This window comes from Inquilinus limosus, assembly GCF_051487185.1.
Taxonomy (GTDB): Bacteria; Pseudomonadota; Alphaproteobacteria; order DSM-16000; family Inquilinaceae; genus Inquilinus; species Inquilinus limosus_F.
Window position 1 is genome coordinate 31,768 of record NZ_JAHVDK010000002.1, and the last position, 19,266, is coordinate 51,033.

At 67.8% G+C, this 19,266-nt stretch carries 17 protein-coding genes; 13 read left to right on the plus strand and 4 right to left on the minus strand.

The annotated features are described in order from the left end of the window. Both KXR53_RS02000 and hutU read right to left on the minus strand, forming a co-directional pair. Window positions 1–636: a pyridoxamine 5'-phosphate oxidase family protein gene (locus KXR53_RS02000; protein ID WP_437372895.1), complete on the minus strand. Its 636-nt coding sequence runs from the start codon at window positions 634–636 to the stop codon at window positions 1–3. Then, complete coding sequence (gene hutU, locus KXR53_RS02005) at window positions 629–2,320, minus strand: urocanate hydratase (protein ID WP_437372897.1); 1,692 nt, start codon at window positions 2,318–2,320, stop codon at window positions 629–631. The genes KXR53_RS02000 and hutU overlap by 8 nt, the downstream gene beginning before the upstream one ends. A 104-nt stretch (window positions 2,321–2,424) precedes the next feature. Between hutU and hutC the strand changes: the two genes are divergently transcribed. Next, the gene (gene hutC / locus KXR53_RS02010; protein ID WP_437373458.1) at window positions 2,425–3,180 is read left to right on the plus strand and encodes a histidine utilization repressor; all 756 of its coding nucleotides are present in this window, start codon (window positions 2,425–2,427) and stop codon (window positions 3,178–3,180) included. Window positions 3,181–3,332: 152 nt separating this feature from the next. Here hutC and KXR53_RS02015 read toward each other — a convergent pair whose 3' ends face one another. Beyond that, entirely contained in the window at window positions 3,333–3,710 is a 378-nt protein-coding gene (locus KXR53_RS02015) for a cupin domain-containing protein (protein ID WP_437372898.1), read from the minus strand. Between the two features lie 148 nt (window positions 3,711–3,858). Between KXR53_RS02015 and KXR53_RS02020 the strand changes: the two genes are divergently transcribed. Further along, a complete protein-coding gene (locus KXR53_RS02020) occupies window positions 3,859–4,893 on the plus strand; it encodes an MBL fold metallo-hydrolase (RefSeq protein ID WP_437372900.1) in 1,035 nt (344 codons plus the stop codon). 331 nt (window positions 4,894–5,224) lie between these two features. Here KXR53_RS02020 and KXR53_RS02025 read toward each other — a convergent pair whose 3' ends face one another. Next, window positions 5,225–5,947, minus strand: coding sequence for a hypothetical protein (locus KXR53_RS02025; protein WP_437372902.1), 723 nt, complete (start codon window positions 5,945–5,947; stop codon window positions 5,225–5,227). Between the two features lie 466 nt (window positions 5,948–6,413). Between KXR53_RS02025 and KXR53_RS02030 the strand changes: the two genes are divergently transcribed. The 11 genes from KXR53_RS02030 (at window position 6,414) to KXR53_RS02080 (ending at window position 19,198) form a co-directional block, all read left to right on the plus strand. Further along, entirely contained in the window at window positions 6,414–7,544 is a 1,131-nt protein-coding gene (locus KXR53_RS02030) for an ABC-three component system protein (RefSeq protein ID WP_437372903.1), read from the plus strand. Next, window positions 7,529–8,041: an ABC-three component system middle component 2 gene (locus tag KXR53_RS02035; RefSeq protein ID WP_437372905.1), complete on the plus strand. Its 513-nt coding sequence runs from the start codon at window positions 7,529–7,531 to the stop codon at window positions 8,039–8,041. The genes KXR53_RS02030 and KXR53_RS02035 overlap by 16 nt, the downstream gene beginning before the upstream one ends. Before the next feature lies 1 nt (window position 8,042). Beyond that, window positions 8,043–9,893, plus strand: coding sequence for a hypothetical protein (locus tag KXR53_RS02040; RefSeq protein WP_437372907.1), 1,851 nt, complete (start codon window positions 8,043–8,045; stop codon window positions 9,891–9,893). 176 nt (window positions 9,894–10,069) lie between these two features. Further along, entirely contained in the window at window positions 10,070–10,240 is a 171-nt protein-coding gene (locus KXR53_RS02045) for a GntR family transcriptional regulator (protein WP_437372908.1), read from the plus strand. A 160-nt stretch (window positions 10,241–10,400) separates the two neighbouring features. Continuing rightward, window positions 10,401–10,838, plus strand: coding sequence for a hypothetical protein (locus KXR53_RS02050; protein ID WP_437372909.1), 438 nt, complete (start codon window positions 10,401–10,403; stop codon window positions 10,836–10,838). Window positions 10,839–10,849: 11 nt separating this feature from the next. Then, window positions 10,850–11,266, plus strand: a complete 417-nt coding sequence (locus tag KXR53_RS02055; protein WP_437372911.1) for a phage holin family protein — start codon at window positions 10,850–10,852, stop codon at window positions 11,264–11,266. Beyond that, window positions 11,244–12,110 carry a hypothetical protein gene (locus KXR53_RS02060; protein ID WP_437372913.1) on the plus strand — a complete coding sequence of 289 codons (867 nt, stop codon included), beginning with the start codon at window positions 11,244–11,246 and terminating at the stop codon, window positions 12,108–12,110. Before KXR53_RS02055 ends, KXR53_RS02060 begins: the two co-directional genes overlap by 23 nt. Window positions 12,111–12,224: 114 nt before the next feature. Further along, window positions 12,225–13,607 (plus strand): PLP-dependent aminotransferase family protein, encoded by a 1,383-nt coding sequence (locus KXR53_RS02065; protein WP_437372915.1) that lies wholly within the window; start codon window positions 12,225–12,227, stop codon window positions 13,605–13,607. A 251-nt stretch (window positions 13,608–13,858) separates the two neighbouring features. Then, a complete protein-coding gene (gene pdxY, locus KXR53_RS02070) occupies window positions 13,859–14,731 on the plus strand; it encodes a pyridoxal kinase PdxY (protein WP_437372917.1) in 873 nt (290 codons plus the stop codon). Window positions 14,732–15,002: 271 nt separating this feature from the next. Further along, window positions 15,003–17,525, plus strand: coding sequence for a cation:proton antiporter (locus tag KXR53_RS02075; protein ID WP_437372919.1), 2,523 nt, complete (start codon window positions 15,003–15,005; stop codon window positions 17,523–17,525). A gap of 251 nt (window positions 17,526–17,776) precedes the next feature. Beyond that, entirely contained in the window at window positions 17,777–19,198 is a 1,422-nt protein-coding gene (locus tag KXR53_RS02080) for an MFS transporter (protein ID WP_437372921.1), read from the plus strand. Window positions 19,199–19,266: the final 68 nt, after the last annotated feature.

Below are 19,266 nucleotides of genomic sequence, written 5' to 3' on the forward strand. Positions count from 1 at the left end.
TCAGTACAGGTGGTTCCGGTAGGAGTTTTCGAGCCGGGCATCGGCCTCGGCGGTGTCGACGCCCTTGATCTGGTCGGCCAGGATCCTGCCCAGGGTCGGGAAGCTGCCGCGCTCGATCTGCACCGCCGGGTCCCACAGGCGGGACCGGATCAGCGCCTTGCCGCAGTGGAAGTAGAGCTGCCCGACCGTGACGCGCAGGGCCGAGGCCGGGACCTTGCCGTCCACCGCCATCGGCTGCAGCACCGCCGGGTCGGTGGTGATCGCGGCGCTGCCGTTGACCCGCAGCGTCTCGTTGACGCCGGGGACGAAGAAGACCAGCCCGACCTTCGGGTTCTCGATCACATTCGACAGGCTGTCGCACAGGTTGTTGCCGCGCCGGTCGGGGATCAGCAGCGTCCTGTCGTCGGCCACGGTGACGAAGCCGGGCGCGTCGCCGCGAGGCGAGGCGTCGGCGCTGCCGTCGGCCCCGGCCGTGGCGATCACCAGGAAGGGCGACAGGCCGATGAAGGCGCGGGCGTGCCGGTCGATCCGGTTCAGGAGCTTGTTGCGGACCAGCTCGCTGGGCTCGGCGTAGCGGCTGCGCAGCTCGGTCTGGTCGCGGACGATGCCGTCGTGGCGAACGATCCCGTCATCCATGCGTGTCCTCCAGCATCGGCAGCTTCAGGCCCTGCTCGCGGGCGCAGTCGCGGGCGATGTCGTAGCCCGCATCGGCATGACGCATGACGCCGGTTCCGGGGTCGTTGGTCAACACCCGCTCCAGCCGCCGCGCCGCCTCCGGCGTGCCGTCGGCGACGATCACCATGCCGGCGTGCTGGCTGTAGCCCATGCCGACGCCGCCGCCATGATGCAGGCTGACCCAGCTGGCGCCCGAGGCGGTGTTGAGCAGGGCGTTCAGCAGCGGCCAGTCGGAGACGGCGTCGGAGCCGTCCTGCATCGCCTCGGTCTCGCGGTTCGGGCTGGCGACCGAGCCGGAGTCGAGATGGTCGCGGCCGATCACGATCGGTGCCTTCAGCTCGCCCTTCGCCACCATCTCGTTGAAGGCGAGGCCGAGCCGGGCGCGCTGGCCCAGGCCGACCCAGCAGATCCGTGCCGGCAGGCCCTGGAAGGCGATGCGATGGCGGGCCATGTCGAGCCAGTTGTGCAGGTGCGGGTCATCGGGGATCAGCTCCTTCACCCGCTGGTCGGTCCTGTAGATGTCCTCCGGGTCGCCGGACAGGGCCGCCCAGCGGAACGGGCCGATGCCGCGGCAGAACAGCGGCCGGATATAGGCCGGGACGAAGCCGGGGAAGTCGAAGGCGTTCTCGACACCCATGTCCTGCGCCATCTGGCGGATGTTGTTGCCGTAGTCGAGGGTCGGGACGCCCATGGCGTGGAAGTCCAGCATCGCCCGGACATGCGTCGCCATGCTCTCCTTGGCCGCGCGCACCACGCCCTCGGGGTCGGTGCGGCGACGCTCCTCCGCCTCGGCCCAGCTCCAGCCCGCCGGCAGGTAGCCGTTCAGCGGGTCGTGCGCCGAGGTCTGGTCGGTCACCGCGTCCGGGCGCCAGGCCGGGTCGGCCTTGGCGCACCGCACGATCTCCGGGAACACCTCGGCGGCGTTGCCGAGCAGGCCGACCGAGACGGCCTGCCCTCGCGCCTTCGCCTCGAGGACCATCGCCATCGCTTCGTCCAGGCTCTCGGCCTTGCGGTCGAGATAGCGGGTGGCGAGGCGGCGCTCGATCCGGCTGGCCTGGCATTCGACCGCGATCATCGAGGCGCCGGCCATGGTCGCCGCCAGCGGCTGCGCCCCGCCCATGCCGCCGAGGCCGCCGGTCAGGATCCAGCGGCCCTTCAGATCGCCGCCATAGTGCTGGCGGCCGACCTCGGCGAAGGTCTCGTAGGTGCCCTGCACGATGCCCTGGCTGCCGATATAGATCCAGGAGCCGGCCGTCATCTGGCCGTACATCATCAGCCCCTTGGCCTCGAGCTCGCGGAAATGCTCCCAGGTGGCCCAGGCGGGGACGAGGTTGGAGTTGGCGATCAGCACCCGCGGCGCGTCGGCATGGGTGCGGAACACGCCGACCGGCTTGCCGGACTGGACCAGCAGCGTCTCGTCCGGCGCCAGCTCCTTCAGGGTGCGGACGATCGTGTCGAAGGACCGCCAGTTGCGGGCCGCCTTGCCGATGCCGCCATAGACCACCAGCTCGTCCGGGTTCTCGGCCACCTCGGGGTCGAGATTGTTCATCAGCATCCGCATCGCGGCCTCGGCCTGCCAGGTGCGGCAGCTCTTCTCCGGCCCGTGCGGCGCCCGGATGACGCGGCGGTTGGTGACGGTCGTCACGGCAAGCCTCCTGGATTGTTTGGTCTTGGGCTGAACTGGTATAGAGTTGTATATACAAGCTGTGACAGGCCGACAAGGGCCGGAGAGGACGCCCGCGAACCGTGATGGATCCCCAGCCGCTGACATTGACGCTCGACGAGCCGCTGCCGCTGTACCGCCGGGTCAAGGCGATGATCTTGCGCTCGATCGAGACCGGGGAATGGCCGGCGAACGGGCGGGTGCCGTCGGAGAACGAGTTGGTGCGCTCGCTCGGCATCAGCCGGATGACGATCCACCGGGCGCTGCGCGAGCTGACCGAGGCCGGGGTGCTGGTGCGGGTGCAGGGCGTCGGCACCTTCGTAGCCGGAGCCAAGCCCGAGGCGCCGCTGATGGAGATCCGCAGCATCGCCGACGACGTCCGCGCCCGCGGCCACGCCCACAGCGCTGCGGTGGTGCTGCTGCGGCCGGAGACGCTGACCGGGGAGGCGGCGGCGCGGCTGGAGGTGCCGGACGGCGCCGCCGTCGCCCATTCGGTCCTGATCCATCACGAGGACGGCGTGCCGATCCTGCTGGAGGACCGCTTCGTCCGGCTGGAGACCGCGCCTCATTACCTGGCGCAGGACTTCACCCGGATCACGCCGCACGACTACCTGATGCAGCAGGCGCCGCTGTCGGAGGGCGAGCATGTGGTCGAGGCGGTGCTGGCCGAGCCCTGGGAGCGCGAGCATCTGAGGATCGGCCGGCACGAGCCCTGCCTTCTGGTGCATCGCCGCACCTGGTCGGCGGGCCGCCTGGTCAGCGTCGCCCGCCTCTTGTTCCCCGGCTCGCGCTATCGCATCGGCGGGCGGTTCACCCGCCGGCCGGCGTCCGCGGTGCCCTGAGGGCGCGCCGGCGGCGCCGTCAAGGCAGGATCGACCGGTGGAGATCGTCATCGCGAGGCGCGCAGCGCCGTGGCGATCCAGGGGTCGGTGTCGCTGGATGGCCACGCCCCTTCGGGGCTCGCCATGACGGGAAAGGGAGACCGCTCCCGATATCAGACCCACATATCGTTCTGCGCCGTGCGCTCGCCGCCTTCGTGGCCGGTGTTGAGGATGCCGCGCGGCTCGATCAGCATCAGCTTCACCTCGCCCGCGGCGAAGGGCTTGTGCTCGACGCCCTTCGGCACCACGACCATCTCGCCCGGGCCCAGCGTCACCGCGCCGTCGCGGAAGTCGATGCGAAGCTCGCCCTCCAGCACCAGGAAGGCCTCGTCCGTCTCCGGGTGGTGGTGCCAGAGGAAGTCGCCCTCGAGGCGGACGATCTTGAACTGCAGCTCGTTCATCTCGGCGACCACGCGCGGCTGCCACTGGTCGGTGAACAGGCTGAACTTCCGCGCCAGGTTGATCGGCGCCTTCGGGGCAGGGGCGGGCATCGCGGGCACTCCTCTCGATGGGATCGCCGCAGAGATGGCCCGGCCGGCGGCGAGGGTCTTGTATCGGCGTGCGCGGGAGAGGGGGCGCAGCGCTTCCCTGCGCAACAATCGCTTGGCGGCGCCGCCCGACATCGCGAGGATGCGCGCCATGGACGCATCGATCCTCACCTATCCCCACCCCACGGCGCCCGAACCCGGCGTGCCGGTGGAGGTGGCGCCCGGCCTCTTGTGGCTGCGCTTCCCGCTGCCGATGGCGCTGAACCACGTCAACCTGTGGCTGCTGCAGGACGAGGCCGGCGGCTGGACCCTGGTCGACACCGGCATCGGCAACGCCGCCTCGCGCGAGATCTGGGAAACCCTCCTGGCCGGGCCGCTGAAGGACCGGCCGGTCCGGCGGGTGCTGGTGACCCACATGCATCCGGACCATATCGGCCTGGCCGGCTGGCTGTGCGAACGCTTCGCCGCGCCGCTGGTGATGACGCTGTCGGAATACGCCATGGCCCGCGCCACCTGGTCGGACGACCGGCCCGAGGTGGCGGCCGCGCATGCCGCCTTCTACCGCGCCGCCGGCCTGCCGCCGGAGGCGGCGGAGGCGGTGGAGTCGCGCGGCAACGTCTATCGCCGCGGCGTCTCGCCCCTGCCGGTCGCCGCCCGCCGCATCCGCGACGGCGACCTGCTGCCGATCGGCGGCACGGGCTGGCGGGTGATCGTGGGCGAGGGCCATTCCAGCGAGATGGCCTGCCTGTACGATGCCGGGCGCGGGATCCTGATCTCGGCCGACCAGGTGCTGCCGAAGATCAGCCCGAACGTCTCGGTCTGGCCGTCGGAGCCCGAGGCCGACCCGCTCTCGGACTTCCTGCGCAGCCTCGCCGTGCTGCGGCAGCTGCCGGCGGAGACGCTGGTGCTGCCCTCGCACGGCCTGCCTTTCTTCGGCCTCGGCGAGCGGATCGACTGGCTGGTCGCGCATCATGCGGAGCGGCTGGCCCTGACCCGCGAGGTCTGCCGCGATCCGGCGACGGTGGCCGACCTGATGGCGGCGCTGTTCCGGCGCGAGCTGGACCGGCAGCAGCTGATGTTCGCGGTGGGCGAGGCGACGGCGCATCTGAACCACCTGGTCGCGTCCGGCGAGCTGGCGCGGGAAACGGGGGCGGACGGGGTCTGGAGATACGCGCCCGCCCGATAATGCGCCCGGTGCGGCCGTCTGACGGCGATTGTTCCGCTTCCGGTGCTCACGGACCTTCATGTCCGCTGCGCTCCGGTTCTCACAATCACCGCCAGCCGACTCACGCCGGACGCATTCTCGAACGGGCTCGGCGGGCCTGAGCCGGATTCCACCGGCCCATCCATCTTTCCCTCCTCCGGGAGGATCTCCGCCGCCCGAGCAACACGACCGTCATCGCGAGGCGCGCAGCGCCGCGGCGATCCAGAAGCCGGTGCCGCTGGATTGCCACGCCCTTCGGGCTCGCAATGACGGTTTCATGGTCGGGACAGCCGGTCTCGGCGATGAACGGCGCTCAGCTGCTGTCCGGCTTCGACGGCCGCTGCACGGGCCGGCCGGAATCGAACTCGTCCGGCGTCCACGGCCATTCCTCTGCGGGCTCATGATCGGCGGCTGCGGCCCCGGCGGCCTCCATCGGCAGGCCGGAGGCATTGTCATTGGCCCGGGTAACGTCGTCCCAGCCCTGCGGCAGCCGGCTCGGATCCAGCCGGCGGCCGAGCCAGCGGCAGACCTCCCGCACGAACTCATCGGCCGACAGGGTGTCGAGCTGCACGTCCAGCACCTCGTCCTCGGTCAGCCTCTCCCACACCTGCTCTCGCAGCCGTTCGGTCTCTTCGGAGGTGACAGTCTCGTCGACCTCGGCGAGATCCGCGGCCTCGGCCGCCGTGACCGCCTCGACCACGGCCTTGACGGCCTGCTCCCGCCGCCGGCGGCGGCGCTCCAGCGCCCCCGACTCCTCAGCCTCGGCCCGGCGGTGCAGGTAGTCGCCGCGGATCCGCTCGGCCATCGCGATCGACAGCCGGATCGAGCGGGACAGGCGCGACTGCATCAGCGGGAAATCGGGCGGTTCCTCCGGCCCCGCCAAGGTCGCCTGCTGCTGCCGCTCGGTCAGCCGCTTGCAGCGGATGTCGATCTCGACCACCTCGCGCAGCTTGTCCAGCGCCCATCCCGTCCAGTTCAGATCGGGATCGGACGGCCGGGCCTCGCCCGCCTCGCGATCGGTCTGCGCCATGTCCATGGAACATATCATGAACAAAATTGCGGGTTAACGCAACCGGAACATTACGTTTCCCTAGCCGAGCGATGCGCGGCGGCATCTTGCGACGTCCAGGGATTCAGTCTTAACTGTCCGCCATGCCCGGCGCGGCGAACAACCGCAGGGGGCGAGGGGGCATATATGATCATCGATATTGAGACCGCATCGGCGATTGCGTTGCATCTGATTGGCGTCGGGCATTGCCGACTGTCCGCTCGGCACCATTCCGGTTAGGCGTTTTCGATAGGCCTGTCCCGGCCGAGACCACCGCTTCGATCGAACGAAGCCTGTTGTTCTTCCCACCATATACGGAACGCCGGATCGCGAGCCGGACGAGGAGATTTGTATGGACCTCCAAGAGGGTGATGATTTTCTGACCTGCCCGCTCAGCGGTGGTGCGGATTGTGTGCCGGTGCGCTGTCAGGTCTCTGAAGTTTGAGGGTGGGAAGTGGCAAAATCTCTGGTGCATGATGCGCTGGGCATAGCTGAGGCGCTTACGCCGCCGACGCCGTGGCCCGGGGCAAATGCGCGGTTGCTTGGGCTTGGAGTTGGGTTGCCAGTGAACCCCCTTGATCGCCTTGCCCAGTTTAGCGCTGCTGAGTTCGAACGATTCGCTCTGGAATGGGCCTCTGACTATCTCTCGACCAAGGTCCCTGAGATTGTCGAGGTCCAACAACGTGGCGGTGCGGGCGACAAAGGCCGTGACGTAATTGCTTGGCTTGACCCTCCTTCCGTATTGAAGCGTCGCTGGCGCCTTTATCAGTGCAAGCACTATGGCGTAGCTCTGGGTGCAGGGGCGGCTGCAGGCGAGATTGCGAAGGTCATGTTCTACACAGAGCGTGGTGACTATCAGCCGCCCGTCGAGTACCACTTCGTCACTCACAAGGGCGTGACTTCTCCTTTTCAGGATCTGCTGGACGTTCCTGAGAACCTTCGAGCATTTGTTCTCAATAATTGGGATAAGTATTGCCGAGGGGCTATCAGAAAGGACCCGGTCGAACTGACGGAGACGCTGCGAAAGCACATTGAAGCCTTCGATTTCAGCATATTTCGAGCGAAGCAGCCTCACGATCTGCTCAAGGAGCATAGCCAGACGCGTTATCATCTAACTGTGTTCGGTCTGCCTCTGATCGAACGAGCTAAACCGCCTACACCGCCATCGGAAGTTACTCCTGGAGAAACTGGTTACGTCTGTCAACTATTTGAAGTGATCGCTGCAGAAATCGGCTCGCCTATCTCCGCGGTAGAGGACTTTAGCCATCTAGATAAGCATCGACGTCTTTTTGATCGATCAAGAATTACTTTCTATTGTGCGGAAGGGCTGAAGGAGCTTGCGCGTGATCAAATGGCAGATGTCGGTTTTTTCGACACGCTGCTCGACGAATTCCGCAACGGCCTCTATCACTGGTATAGCGAGACGAACGCTACGGGCTATCAACGACTTACCAATACGGTGAAGGGGGCTCAGCAACTCCAGCTCGGTGCACATGTTCTCGCGCCTCATGTGCTCGCCAACGATCGGGAGGGTATGTGCCATCAGATGGCAAACGAGGGCCTAGTCAGATGGTGCGAGCCGTGATCGATCGTGCCCGCTCTGCACGACCTTTCAACTCGCCGCTGGAGTGCGGGTTGCGACTCTTGTTCGTGTTGGCGGCCGCCGATGGTGCGCCCCTCGATCTGCAGCGCCTCGTATCCTACGACTACCTGCTCGTCCATTCCGGTGACGTCCCTGGGGGGCCAAAAAGTCTGCACCCATCAGTGCCGTTTCGCGGCGCCGAACTGCTTGTGAAGCGCGACCTGCTGCAACTCGGACTGAATCAGATGTTCGCACGCGAACTTTTGCAGAAGACCTTTGATACGTCAGGGATAACATACCGCTCGACTCCGCTGACCGATGCCTTCCTGGGTTTGATGAGGACTGGTTATGCGGACGCGTTGCGGCAACGATCGGCATGGGTAGTGACGAATTTCCGGCACTTCGATGACCGTGCTCTGCAGAGCTATATGTCTGAGAATATTGGGCGTTGGGGGGCGGAATTCGACCGCATGACGGCTATCAATAATCTGGAGCTGTAAGTTGCTGCAACTTCGTAAAATTCTATTGCGCGGATCAGGAGTCGTCGATGCGAGCGTCGCGTTCGTTGCCGGCGGAAACATTGTCGCGGGTGAATCAGATACTGGCAAAAGCTATTTAATGCACTGTCTCGATTATATCTTTGGGGCAGACGAACTGCGTAAGCGAATTCCTGAGGCTGAACCGTATGAGCAGCTCTTTGTTGAGTTCGAAAACTCGGAAAAGACGTTTCTCACGTTGGAGCGCAGTCTATCCGGTGGCGATCTTGCTGCTCATAGATGCCGAATAGACGAGATCTCCAAAGAAGGGGAAAAGATAGCGTATCGCCGCCATGGAAAGAGCAATGCAGTCGATGTAACGTCAATTCTCTTTCCGTTCGCAGGAATCTCGGAAGCGAAGTTGCGATCAAACAATGATGGTAAGACGCAGCGACTGACGATCAGGACACTTATGCCAGTGATCACGGTCGACGAGATCTCGGTGATTGAAGAGCAGTCGCCCGTCCTCGGGCGGTCAGGTTACGACAATACGGCACGTGAACGTATGTTCGCATTCATGCTTTCCGGAAAGGACGATCAAGGGGTCATAGCAGCTGAGAAACGAGAGATCGCGAGAGCCAAGCTTAATGCCCAGCTGACCGTTATTGATGATCTATTGGAGCCACTCGAAAAGCGATTCGCGAGCTTGCGGCAGGCTGATCCTGATGATTCTATTGAGCGAGTCGACAGTACGATCGCTTCCATCTCGGCGGCCTTGGCTCGATTCGAGGATGAACGTGAGGCGTTATTTCGGGAGCGGCAAGCGGCAACGGCTGAGCTTCAACATGCCGATGCTCAGATACTAGCTATCGATGAGCTGCTAACGCGCTATCATCTTTTAGATGAGCGATACGGCTCGGATCTTGAGCGTTTAGATTTTATTGCTGAAGGAGCTCATTACTTTGATGGGCTTCAAGAGGTAAAATGTCCGCTTTGCGATCAGCTGATGACACCAGACCACGCGCATTCTGCCGCGTCTGGAAGCGTAGAAGTCTACGCATCCGCACGCGCCGAAGCTGCGAAAATTCTGGCGCAGCGCAAGGACTTAGAAGATGCCATTGCAAGCCTCGAACTGCGTCGCGAAGCGCGCGCCCGACAGCGGAACTCTGCGCTCGAAGTATTAGATCGTACCGGCCGCCGCCTAGACAGCGTCGTGCAACCTAGCCTACAGACAAACACCGCACGGCTCCAATCCCTCGTTTCCCGTCGCGTGGAACTCGAAACGACGAAAATCGATCGCGAACTGCTCGAAAGTCTTCGCGTAAAGAAGAATGAGATTGAGCGTGCGGCGTCAGCTACACGTGGTACAAAGAGACAATGGGAACCACTCCCTAGTAAAGCGCTTCGCACCTTCTGCGAAGAGGTCGAAGCCGTTTTGCGGGAATGGCGATGGGTTGGCGCAGGTCGGGTCGAGTTCGACGAGCGCACATTCGACATCATTGTTGATGGCCAGGCCCGTCAGTCGCACGGCAAGGGTGTTCGTGCTGTGCTCTATTCAGCCTTTGTGATTGCTTTGCTGCGCTATTGTCAGCGCGAAGGCCGTCCACATCCTGGCCTTGTTGTGATCGATTCACCTCTTACGAGCTACAAGAAGAGAGGGACTCAGGTCAAGGGTGCCGACGGTCCGATCGATGCAAGTGTCGAAGCAGCTTTCTGGAGTGCACTAAAGTCAGTCGATAAGACAATCCAAATCATTGTTATCGAAAACAAAGAACCGCCGAACGATGTCGCAAGCGCCGTCCACTACGAATGGTTTGCCGGTGACACCGCACAGGAAGGCGATCGTGTAGCATTCATTCCTGCCGCCATGTCATAGGTTAGATCGCGCATATGGGTATGGGGATAGGCTTATCCCTTCGTATCCCCAAATCCAGCCCTGCTCATCCTGCATCCGCCTCACCTGTCCCGATTGTCCCGGTCATGCCCTGATGCGGATCGAGACAATCGGGACACAATCGCGCCAATTAGGGCGCACCGAGGAGGAGGGCCGCCATGTGGATGCCGTCGCTGGTCGACCGCTCGGGGCCGAAATATCTCCGCATTGGCGACGCCATCGCCGAGGACGTCTATGCCGGGCGGCTCAAGGTCGGCGAGCGGCTGCCCACCCATCGCGATCTCGCCTGGCGGTTCGGCGTCACCGTCGGCACCGTCGGCCGCGCCTAAGCCGCTGACGGCAGCACCGTCTTTTGCCGAGGAAAGGCCGGGCGGAGCCGTGCCGGAACCGGAGATCGGAAACCCTTGTTGTCTCCGTACTCTCGAAGCAGCGTCTGCCGACCGGCGCCTCGGCGACGCGTGCAACAAGGCGCCACTGGGAGGCACAGCCATGGACCCGCAGTCCGAAGACGCCGGCGATTCCACGAAGACCCCATTCGAGGCGGGAGAGCCAGCTGCCTCCCCGACCACGGCCGCGCCCGCCGGCAGCCTTCGCAAGACCGGTGATGCGATCAAGCGAACCGTCCGGGACGTCGCCGGACGCCAGAAGCAGGCCGGGGCCGATATCATCGATGCGACAAGCCGGGCAATGCGCTCGGCCGCCGACGATCTGGAAGGCCAGAGCCCCGCGGTGGCGGATGTGATTCGGGACGGCGCCGAACGCATGTCGAGCACGGCCTCCGCATTGCGGCAGCGAAGCGTCGACGAACTGTTCGAGGGCGCGGACCGGTTCGCCCGCAGCAGGCCAGCCCTCTTTTTCGGGGCGGCGCTGCTCGCCGGCCTGGCCTTGTCACGCTTCCTGAAGAGCTCGGCGAAGCCCATCCCCTAAGGAGAGAAGCCATGGCGGTCGCACGGTTCCATCGTCCGGTCTCCGAGGTCATCACCGACGTCGTCATCCAACTCAGCAACCTGGTTCGCGCAGAAAGCCGCCTCGCCCGCGCGGAAATCTCGGAAAATATCGGCCGCGTCGGGGCCGGCATCGCCCTGACGGCCATCGGTGCGGTCCTGATCATTCCCGGCTTGGTGGTGCTGCTCGAAGCCGCCGTCGTCGCCCTGGTGAACTCCGGGCTGACGGCGTGGGCGGCGGCGCTCATCGTCGGCGGCGCTGCGCTGATCATCGGGCTGATCCTGCTTTTGGTCGGCATGGGCCGGCTGAGAGCCGCGAGCTTGGTTCCCGACAGGACAATTCACCAGCTGCAGCGTGACGCGGCCGTGGTGAGGCAGGAGACGAGCCATGACGCACACAGAGCAGCTTGAGCGCGAAAGCGAGCAATACCGGGCCGCGCTGAGCGACTCGCTGGCGGAGCTTCGCACGCGGATGACGCCGGGCCATGTCCTCGACGAGGTGATGGGTTATACGCGGGATTCGACGGGTGCCGCCTTCGTCGGAAACCTCAAGCGCCAGGCCGTGGACAACCCGTTGCCCTTGGCCCTTGTCGGGACCGGGCTTGCCTGGCTGATGCTCGCCGGGACCGGCCGCGCCGAGGCCAGGGAGCCGTCAGAGTCGGGCGCCGTTGTGGGGGCGCGCACGGACACCGAGGAGGAAACGGCCGGGGGCGGCGCCGGAGTCACGGAGATGGCGTCGCGCCTCGGCGACAAGGCCAGCGACCTCGGCCAGCGCGTCGGGACGGCGGTTGAGGCCGCGGGCTCCACGATCGGCAGCGGCGTGTCGTCGGCTTACGAAGGCATCGCAAGCCGGGCCAGCCGCGGCGCCTCGGCCGTCGGCGGTTCCGCCGCTGCCGTCGGACACCGGATGGCGTCGGTCACCCAGAGCTTCCGGCAGCTGTGCCGCGACGAGCCGCTGGTCCTGGCCGGACTCGGCATTGCGATCGGGGCCGCACTCGGCGCCATGCTGCCTGGAACGGAGATCGAGAACCGCACGGTCGGCAGCAGCAAAGACAAGCTGAAGCAGGAGGCTGAGGATTTCACCCTGCGGCAGCTGGACAAGGCCGACCAGGTTGCCGAGCATGCCGTCAAGGAAGCCGGCGCCGAGGCGGAACGCCTGGGACTGACGGGCGAGGGCGTCACGGAAGAGGCGGTCGCCGCCCTCGAACGCGGGAATGTCGTGCCCCCGCGCGACCCGTCGTCGGGCGGGGCCTGACGGTCACGCCTCTCGACAATCCTGTCATGTCCTCGTCGTAGCCAGCCTCTTCTGGCCTGATTGTCCCGATCGTGCTGTGATGTGGATCGAGACAATCGCGCCAAGGAGGCCGCCATGTGGATGCCGTCGCTGGTCGACCGCTCGGGGCCGAAATATCTCCGCATCGCCGACGCCATCGCCGAGGACGTCTATGCTGGGCGCCTCAAGGTCGGCGAGCGGCTGCCCACCCATCGCGACCTCGCCTGGCGGCTCGGCGTCACCGTCGGCACCGTCAGCCGCGCCTATGCCGAGGCGGAGCGCCGCGGCCTCGTCGCCGGCGAGGTCGGGCGCGGCAGCTTCGTCAAGGCCGGCGCCCGGTCCCAGGCCACGCTCGACATGCCCGCCGTCGGCGGGCCGCAGACCATCGAGCTCGGCGTCAACCGGCCGCCCACCCATGTCATCGCCCCGGAATTCGCCGAGGCCATGCGCCGCATCGCCGGCTCCAACGCCCTGCCGGAGTTGATCAACTACCAGGCCCATACCGGGCGGTGGGAGCACCGCGCCGCCGGCGCCCAGTGGATCCGCCGCCGCGGCATCGAGGTCGGGCCCGAGCGCGTGCTGGTCACCAGCGGCGCCGAGCACGGCATCACCGCCGCGCTGATGGCGTTCAGCGACCCCGGCGACCCGATCCTGGTGGAGGAGCTGACCTGGTCCGGCGTGCGGGCGCTGGCCAGCCTGCTGCGCCTGTCGCTGCGCCCCGTCGCCATGGACGAGGAGGGGATGACGCCGGAGGCGCTGGAGGCCGCGGCCCGGGCCTCGGGCGCGCGGCTCCTCTACACCACGCCGACGCTGCACAACCCGACCACCAAGACGATGTCGGAGGGGCGCCGCCGCGTGATCGCCGAGCTGTGCCGCGACCTCGGCATCACCATCGTCGAGGACGACATCTACGGCTATGTCGCCGAGGACCCGCCGCCGGCGCTGGCCAGCTTCGCGCCGGAGCGCAGCATCTACATCACCGCGGTGTCGAAGAGCATGGCGCCGTCGCTGCGCATCGGCTTCGCCGCCATGCCGTCCGACCGCATCGGGCGCTTCAGCTCCGCCGCCCGCGCCACCAACTGGATGGCGCCGCCGGTGATGGGGCAGATCGCGGCGGACTGGATCGAGGACGGCACCTGCGACGTGCTGGCCGACCGCATCCGGCGCGAGACCAAGGCCCGCCAGGCCGTGGCGGTGCGGGCGCTGGACGGGCTGACCTGGCACACCAAGCCCGGCTGCTTCCACATCTGGCTGGAGCTGCCGGAGCCGTGGCGGGCGCAGGATGTGGTCGCGGCGGCGCGGCAGCGGGGCCTCGCCATGACCTCGACCGAGCTGTTCGTGCCCGGAAGGGCGGAGACGCCGCACGCCATGCGCATCACCCTGACCGCCGCCTCCGACGCCGAGGAGCTGGAGCGCGGACTGCGCGCGCTTGTCGAGCTGCTGCGCAGCGACCCGGATCTGAGCCTGGCGGCGGCGTGAGCAAGTGGAGAGGCCTGCGCCGCCCCCTCACCCGAAATCGCTGCGCGATTTCGACCTCTCCCCGAGGAGAGGTGTAAAGGGCCGGAGCCCTCCTTTCCCTCTCCTCGGAGAGAGGGAGGGGCCCGACGCCGCAGGCGGCGGGAGGGTGAGGGGGTGACGGTGCCGCAAAGCAGCCTGTATGACACGGGAGGCCGCGCCGCCTCCGCCCATCCGACCACCAACGACCACACCAACCGGAAAGACGCCGCCCCGTGACCGCCATCCTGTCGATCCAGTCCTCCGTCGCCTACGGCCATGTCGGCAACTCGGCCGCGGTGTTCCCGCTGCAGCGCCTGGGCATCGATGTCTGGCCGGTGCTGACCGTGCATTTCTCCAACCACACCGGCTACGGCAGCTTCCGCGGCCCGGTGCTGCCGGCCGACCAGATCGCCGAGGTGCTGCGCGGCGTGGAGGAGCGCGGCGTGCTGCCGGGCTGCGACGCCGTGCTGTCGGGCTATATGGGCGACGTCTCGCTCGGCCATGTCGTGCTCGACGCCGTGGCCAAGGTGAAGGCCGCCAACCCGAAGGCGATCTATTGCTGCGACCCGGTGCTGGGCGATGTCGGCCGCGGCTTCTTCGTCCGCCCCGGCCTGCCGGAGTTCATGCGCGACCGCGCGGTGCCGCAGGCCGACATCATCACCCCGAACCAGTTCGAGCTGGAGTACCTGTCCGGCTTCAGCGGGCAGGGGCGGGAGGTCAGGACTCTGGCCGACGCGCTGGAGGCCGCCCGCATCGTGCAGGCCACCGGGCCGAAGATCGTGCTGGTCACCAGCCTGACGCGGAGCGACGCGCCGGCGGAGGTGATCGAGATGCTGGCGGTGGCGCCGGAGGGGGCCTGGATCGTGGCGACGCCGCGGCTGCCGATCACCGTCAACGGGTCGGGCGACATCACCGCGGCGCTGTTCCTGGCGCATTACCTGCGCAGCGGCGACCCCGCCGCGGCGCTGGGCCGCACCGCCGGCACCGTCTATGCGGTGATGGAGGCGACGCACCGGTCGGGCCAGCGCGAGATCCAGATCGTCGCCGCCCAGGACGCCATCGCCCATCCGCCGGAGCGGTTCGAGGTGAAGATGGTGAAGGAATAGGGCGGGGCACGGCGTCGAGGCCGGGGCCACCCCCTCACCCGAAATCGCGTGCCGCGATTTCGACCTCTCCCCAAGGAGAGGTGTTTGAGCATCGCCGTCCTTTCCCTCTCCTCGGGGAGAGGGAGGCGCCCGTTGCGTCAGCAACGGGAGGGTGAGGGGGATGGCCGTCAAAACGCCGCTCAGTGATCGCCATCACCCGCGACAGGCCGCTCCGCTCGTGTAGTATCGCGGGGCCGGGCGGGGGGACGCCCGGTTCTGCCGATGGGGTCCCATGCCCGATATCGCCCTGGCCGTGCTGGCCATCGCCGTCCTTCTCGTCCTGGTCGCGCTGCTGCAGCCGCTGGCGACCCGGCTGTCGCTGCCGCATTCCGTCCTGATCGCCGGGCTGGGCATCGCCCTCGGCAGCGTCGCCACCGTCACCGGCGCGATCGGCAGCGGCGGGCCGCTGTCCGAATTCGCCCATGCGGTGACCGGCGGCGAGATCCGGTCCGAGGCCATCCTGCACATCTTCCTGCCGATCCTGCTGTTCGAGGCCGGGCTGCATATGGATGTCCGGCGGATGATGGACGACCTGGCGCCGATCCTGACCCTCGCCGTCGTCGCCGTGCTGGTGTGCAGCCTGGTGGTCGGCGTGGCGCTGTGGGGCACCTCGAGCCACGGCCTCGTGCTGTGCCTGCTGCTGGGCGCCATCGTCGCCACCACCGACCCGGCGGCGGTGATCGGCATCTTCCGCGACGCCGGCGCGCCGCGGCGCCTGACCATCCTGGTCGAGGGCGAAAGCCTGCTGAACGACGCTGCGGCCATCACCCTCTACATCGTGCTGGTCGGGCTGCTGACCGCCGGTGCCGGCGGCCATGGCGAGGCCGATGCCGGCGGCGCGCCGCTGCTGTTCCTGCGCTTCTTCATCGGCGGCGGGCTGTTCGGCTTCATCGCCGGCCGCCTGGCCTTCATGGTGATGCGGCCCCTGAACCGCTACCCGGTGGCCGAGGTCGCCTTCACCCTGGCGCTGCCCTACATCGCCTATGTCGTGGCCGAGCGCTACCTGCACGTCTCCGGCGTGGTCGCGGTGGTGACGGTGGCGCTGGTGGTCGGCTCCACCGGCCGGGTGCGGATCTCGGCCGAGGGCTGGGAGGGGCTGGAGAAGGTGTGGGCGCTGCTGGGCTTCTGCGCCTCGACCCTGATCTTCATCTTCGCCGCAATGCTGGTGCCGGAGTTCCTGCGCGACGCCACGGTCGAGGACGGTCTCCTGCTGCTGGTGCTGGTCGCCGCCGCCTTCGTCGCCCGGGCGATCGTGCTGTGGGGGCTGCTGCCGCTGCTGACCGCGCTCAAGGTGGCGCAGCCGGTCAGCACGCCCTACCGCCTGGTGATCCTGTGGGGGGGCCTGCGCGGCGCCGTCACCCTGGCGCTGGCGCTGGCGGTCAGCGAGAACCCGCTGCTGGGCACCGAGGCGACGCATTTCGTGGTGGTGCTGGCCACCGGCTTCGTGCTGTGGACCCTCTTGGTCAACGCCACCACGCTGCGCCTCGTCATGCGCGCGCTCGGCCTCAACGCGCTGTCCGCCACCGAGCTGGCGCTGCGCGACCGCGCCCTGCACCAGGCGCGCGAGGGCATCGCCGAGCGGATCGAGGAGATCGGCGCGGAGCAGCACCTGGCGCCGGAGGTGGCGAAGGAGGCGGCCGAGGCCTATCGCAGCCGCCTCAGCGGCCTGGCCAGCCGGCCCTTCATGCTCGACCCGAAGGAACGCGAGCGCATGGGGCTGATGGCGCTGGCCAATCGCGAACGCGACCTGGTGGTCGAGCATTTCGACCAGAAGCTGATGTCGCGCCGCACCACCGCCGACCTCCTGGCCCAGGTCGGCCGGCTGCACGACGCGGCGATGACCGGCGGCCGCGCCGGCTATCTCGCCGCGGCATCCCGCAACATCGGCTTCGGCCCCGGCTTCCGCCTGGCCATCCTGCTGCAGCGCACCACCGGCTGGGAGGGGCCGCTGTCCAGCCGCATCGCCGACCGCCTCGAGATGCTGAAGGTGGCGCGGATGATGATCGAGACGCTGAAGCGCCACGCCGAGGCCGAGTTGCGCCGGCTGCTCGGCGCCGAGGTGTGGCAGTCGCTCGATGCCGTGCTGACCACGCGGCTCGACGCCATCGTCGCCGCGATCGAGGCGCTGAGGCTGCAATATCCGGACTACGAGCGGCGGATGTCCGAGCGCTTCCTGCGCTGGGCGGCGCTGCGGCTGGAATCGGCGGAGTATGACGAGCTGCGCAACCAGCAGTTCATCACCGGCGAGATCTACGAGGACCTGCAGCGCGACGTCGGCCGGCTGTACGAGACGCTGCAGCGGCGGCCGGCGCTGGACCTCGGCCTCGGCACCGCCGAGCTGGTGCGGCGCCTGCCGTTCTTCCAGGGCCTGTCGGAGGAGCGGATCGAGCAGATCTGCAAGCTCTTGAAGCCGATCTTCGCGGTGCCGGGCGAGACCATCGTCCAGGCCGGCGACCGCGGCGACACCATGTATTTCATCTCCTCCGGCGCGGTCGAGATCGGCCGCGGCGGGCGCAAGTTCCGGCTCGGCCGCGGCGACTTCTTCGGCGAGATGGCGCTCTTGATCAGCGGCCGCCGCACCGCCACCGTCACCGCCATCGCCTTCTGCAAGTTGCTGGCGCTGACCGCGCGCGACCTGCAGGCGCTCGCCGGCGCCCATCCCGACCTGCGCCGCACCATCGCCGAGGTCGCCCGCGCCCGCAGCGCCGAGACGGAACGGACCATTTCGGCGCTGGGGGAGGAAGAGGCGGTGTGAACCCTGGTCGTCATTGCGAGCGCAGCGAAGCAGTCCATGGGGCAGCAAGAGCGGAGGCGTGGATTGCTTCGTCGGCTTCGCCTCCTCGCAATGACGGTTCTAGGGAGCGGATGAGGACGGGGCCGATCATGGGCTCACCGGGCTGACAGCATCCGGTGGCCGCTTCTCTCTTTATCATTCAATTGTTTTATTGAATGATGTGTCGACAGATGCCGGCCCGCGGGCCGGGCCCCACTCTCTGGAGACACGGAATGACCGCACACCGATTGTCCGAAGACGCTGCCTCGCCGAGGACGAGGCTTGGCTTCACCGTCCTCGCGGTGGTGCAGGGGACGCTGATCTTCACCATCGCCCTGATCATGGTGCCGCTGCCCAGGATCGCCGCGGAGTTCGCCCTGACCCCGGCGGATCTGCTGCTGCTGCAGGTGGCCTACGGCCTGCCGTTCAGCGGTCTGCTGCTGTTCGGCGGACGGCTGGCGGACCGCTATCGCGGGCGGCGCATGTTCGCTCTGGGGCTGATCCTGTTCGGCGGCGCCTCCCTGGCCGCCGCCGCGGCGCCCGGCTTCGCGGTGCTGGTCGGGGCGCGCTTCGCCCAGGGCGTCGGCGGCGCGCTGACGGCACCCGCCGCCATGGCGGTGCTGCGCACGCTGTTCCCCGAGCCCGCGGCCTATGGAAGGGCGATGGCCGCCTGGGGCGGCGTCTCCGTGCTCGGCGCGATCCTGGGCTTCGTCGTCTCGGGAATCCTGACCACCTGGCTGTCCTGGCGCTGGATGTTCGCCGTTCCGGTCCTGGTCGCGCTGGCCGGCCTGGCGTCGACGCGCGGCCTGCTGCCGGCCGACCGGACCACCGGCGGCCGGCCGGGGCTCGACCCGGCCGGGGCGCTGCTGGCCACCGCCGGCATCGTGCTGGCGAGCTTCGGCCTGATCGCGAGCGGCGAGCAGCCCTGGAGTTCGGCCGCCGTGTGGGGGCCGCTTGTCGCCGGTGTCGCCCTGCTGGCCGCGTTCCTGGGCGTCGAGCGGATCGTCCGGGATCCGCTGCTGCCGCCGGACTTCCTGCCGAATCCCTGCCGGATCGCCGGCCTCCTTGGGATGCTGCTCGCGGCGGCCGGCTCCGCCCTGATCGAGTTCGTGCTGTCGCTGTATCTGCAGCAGGCGCGGGAGTGGAGCCCCCTCGCCACGGCGCTGGCCTTTCTGCCCTTCGCCGTCGCCCTGATGGCGGCGAACCATCTCGCCCCCGCCCTGGTCGGCCGCTTCGGCCCGGCGCGGGTGACCGTTGCGGGGCTGCTCGCCGCCGCCGCCGGGCTGGGCCTGCTCGCCGGCATCGACCGCGGGACCGACTACGCCGCGGGCCTGCTGCCCGGCATGGTCCTGCTCGCGACTGGCCTGTCGCTGATGTTCTCCGGCTCCGCCGTGCTGTCGACGATGAACGTTCCGCAGCGGCAGGCCGGCCTGGCCGGCGGAGTGATGAACACGGCGATGGAGCTGGGGCCGACGGTCGGGCTCGCCGCGCTGATGTCCATCGCCGCGACCCGGGCGGATGCCGTCGACGGCTATGCCTGGGCCTTCGGCGCGGGGGGCGCCGCCTTTCTCGCCATGGCGCTCGCGGCGGCGCCGCTGCTGTCGCGCGCGGCCTGCCGTGCTTCGCCGCAGGCGGAGCCGTCGCCGTCCTATTGAGCCCTTCCGGGCGGGCGGTGCGGCGCGAGCGGTGCGATGTCCCGGCGCGCCGTCTCGGCTAGAGTGGC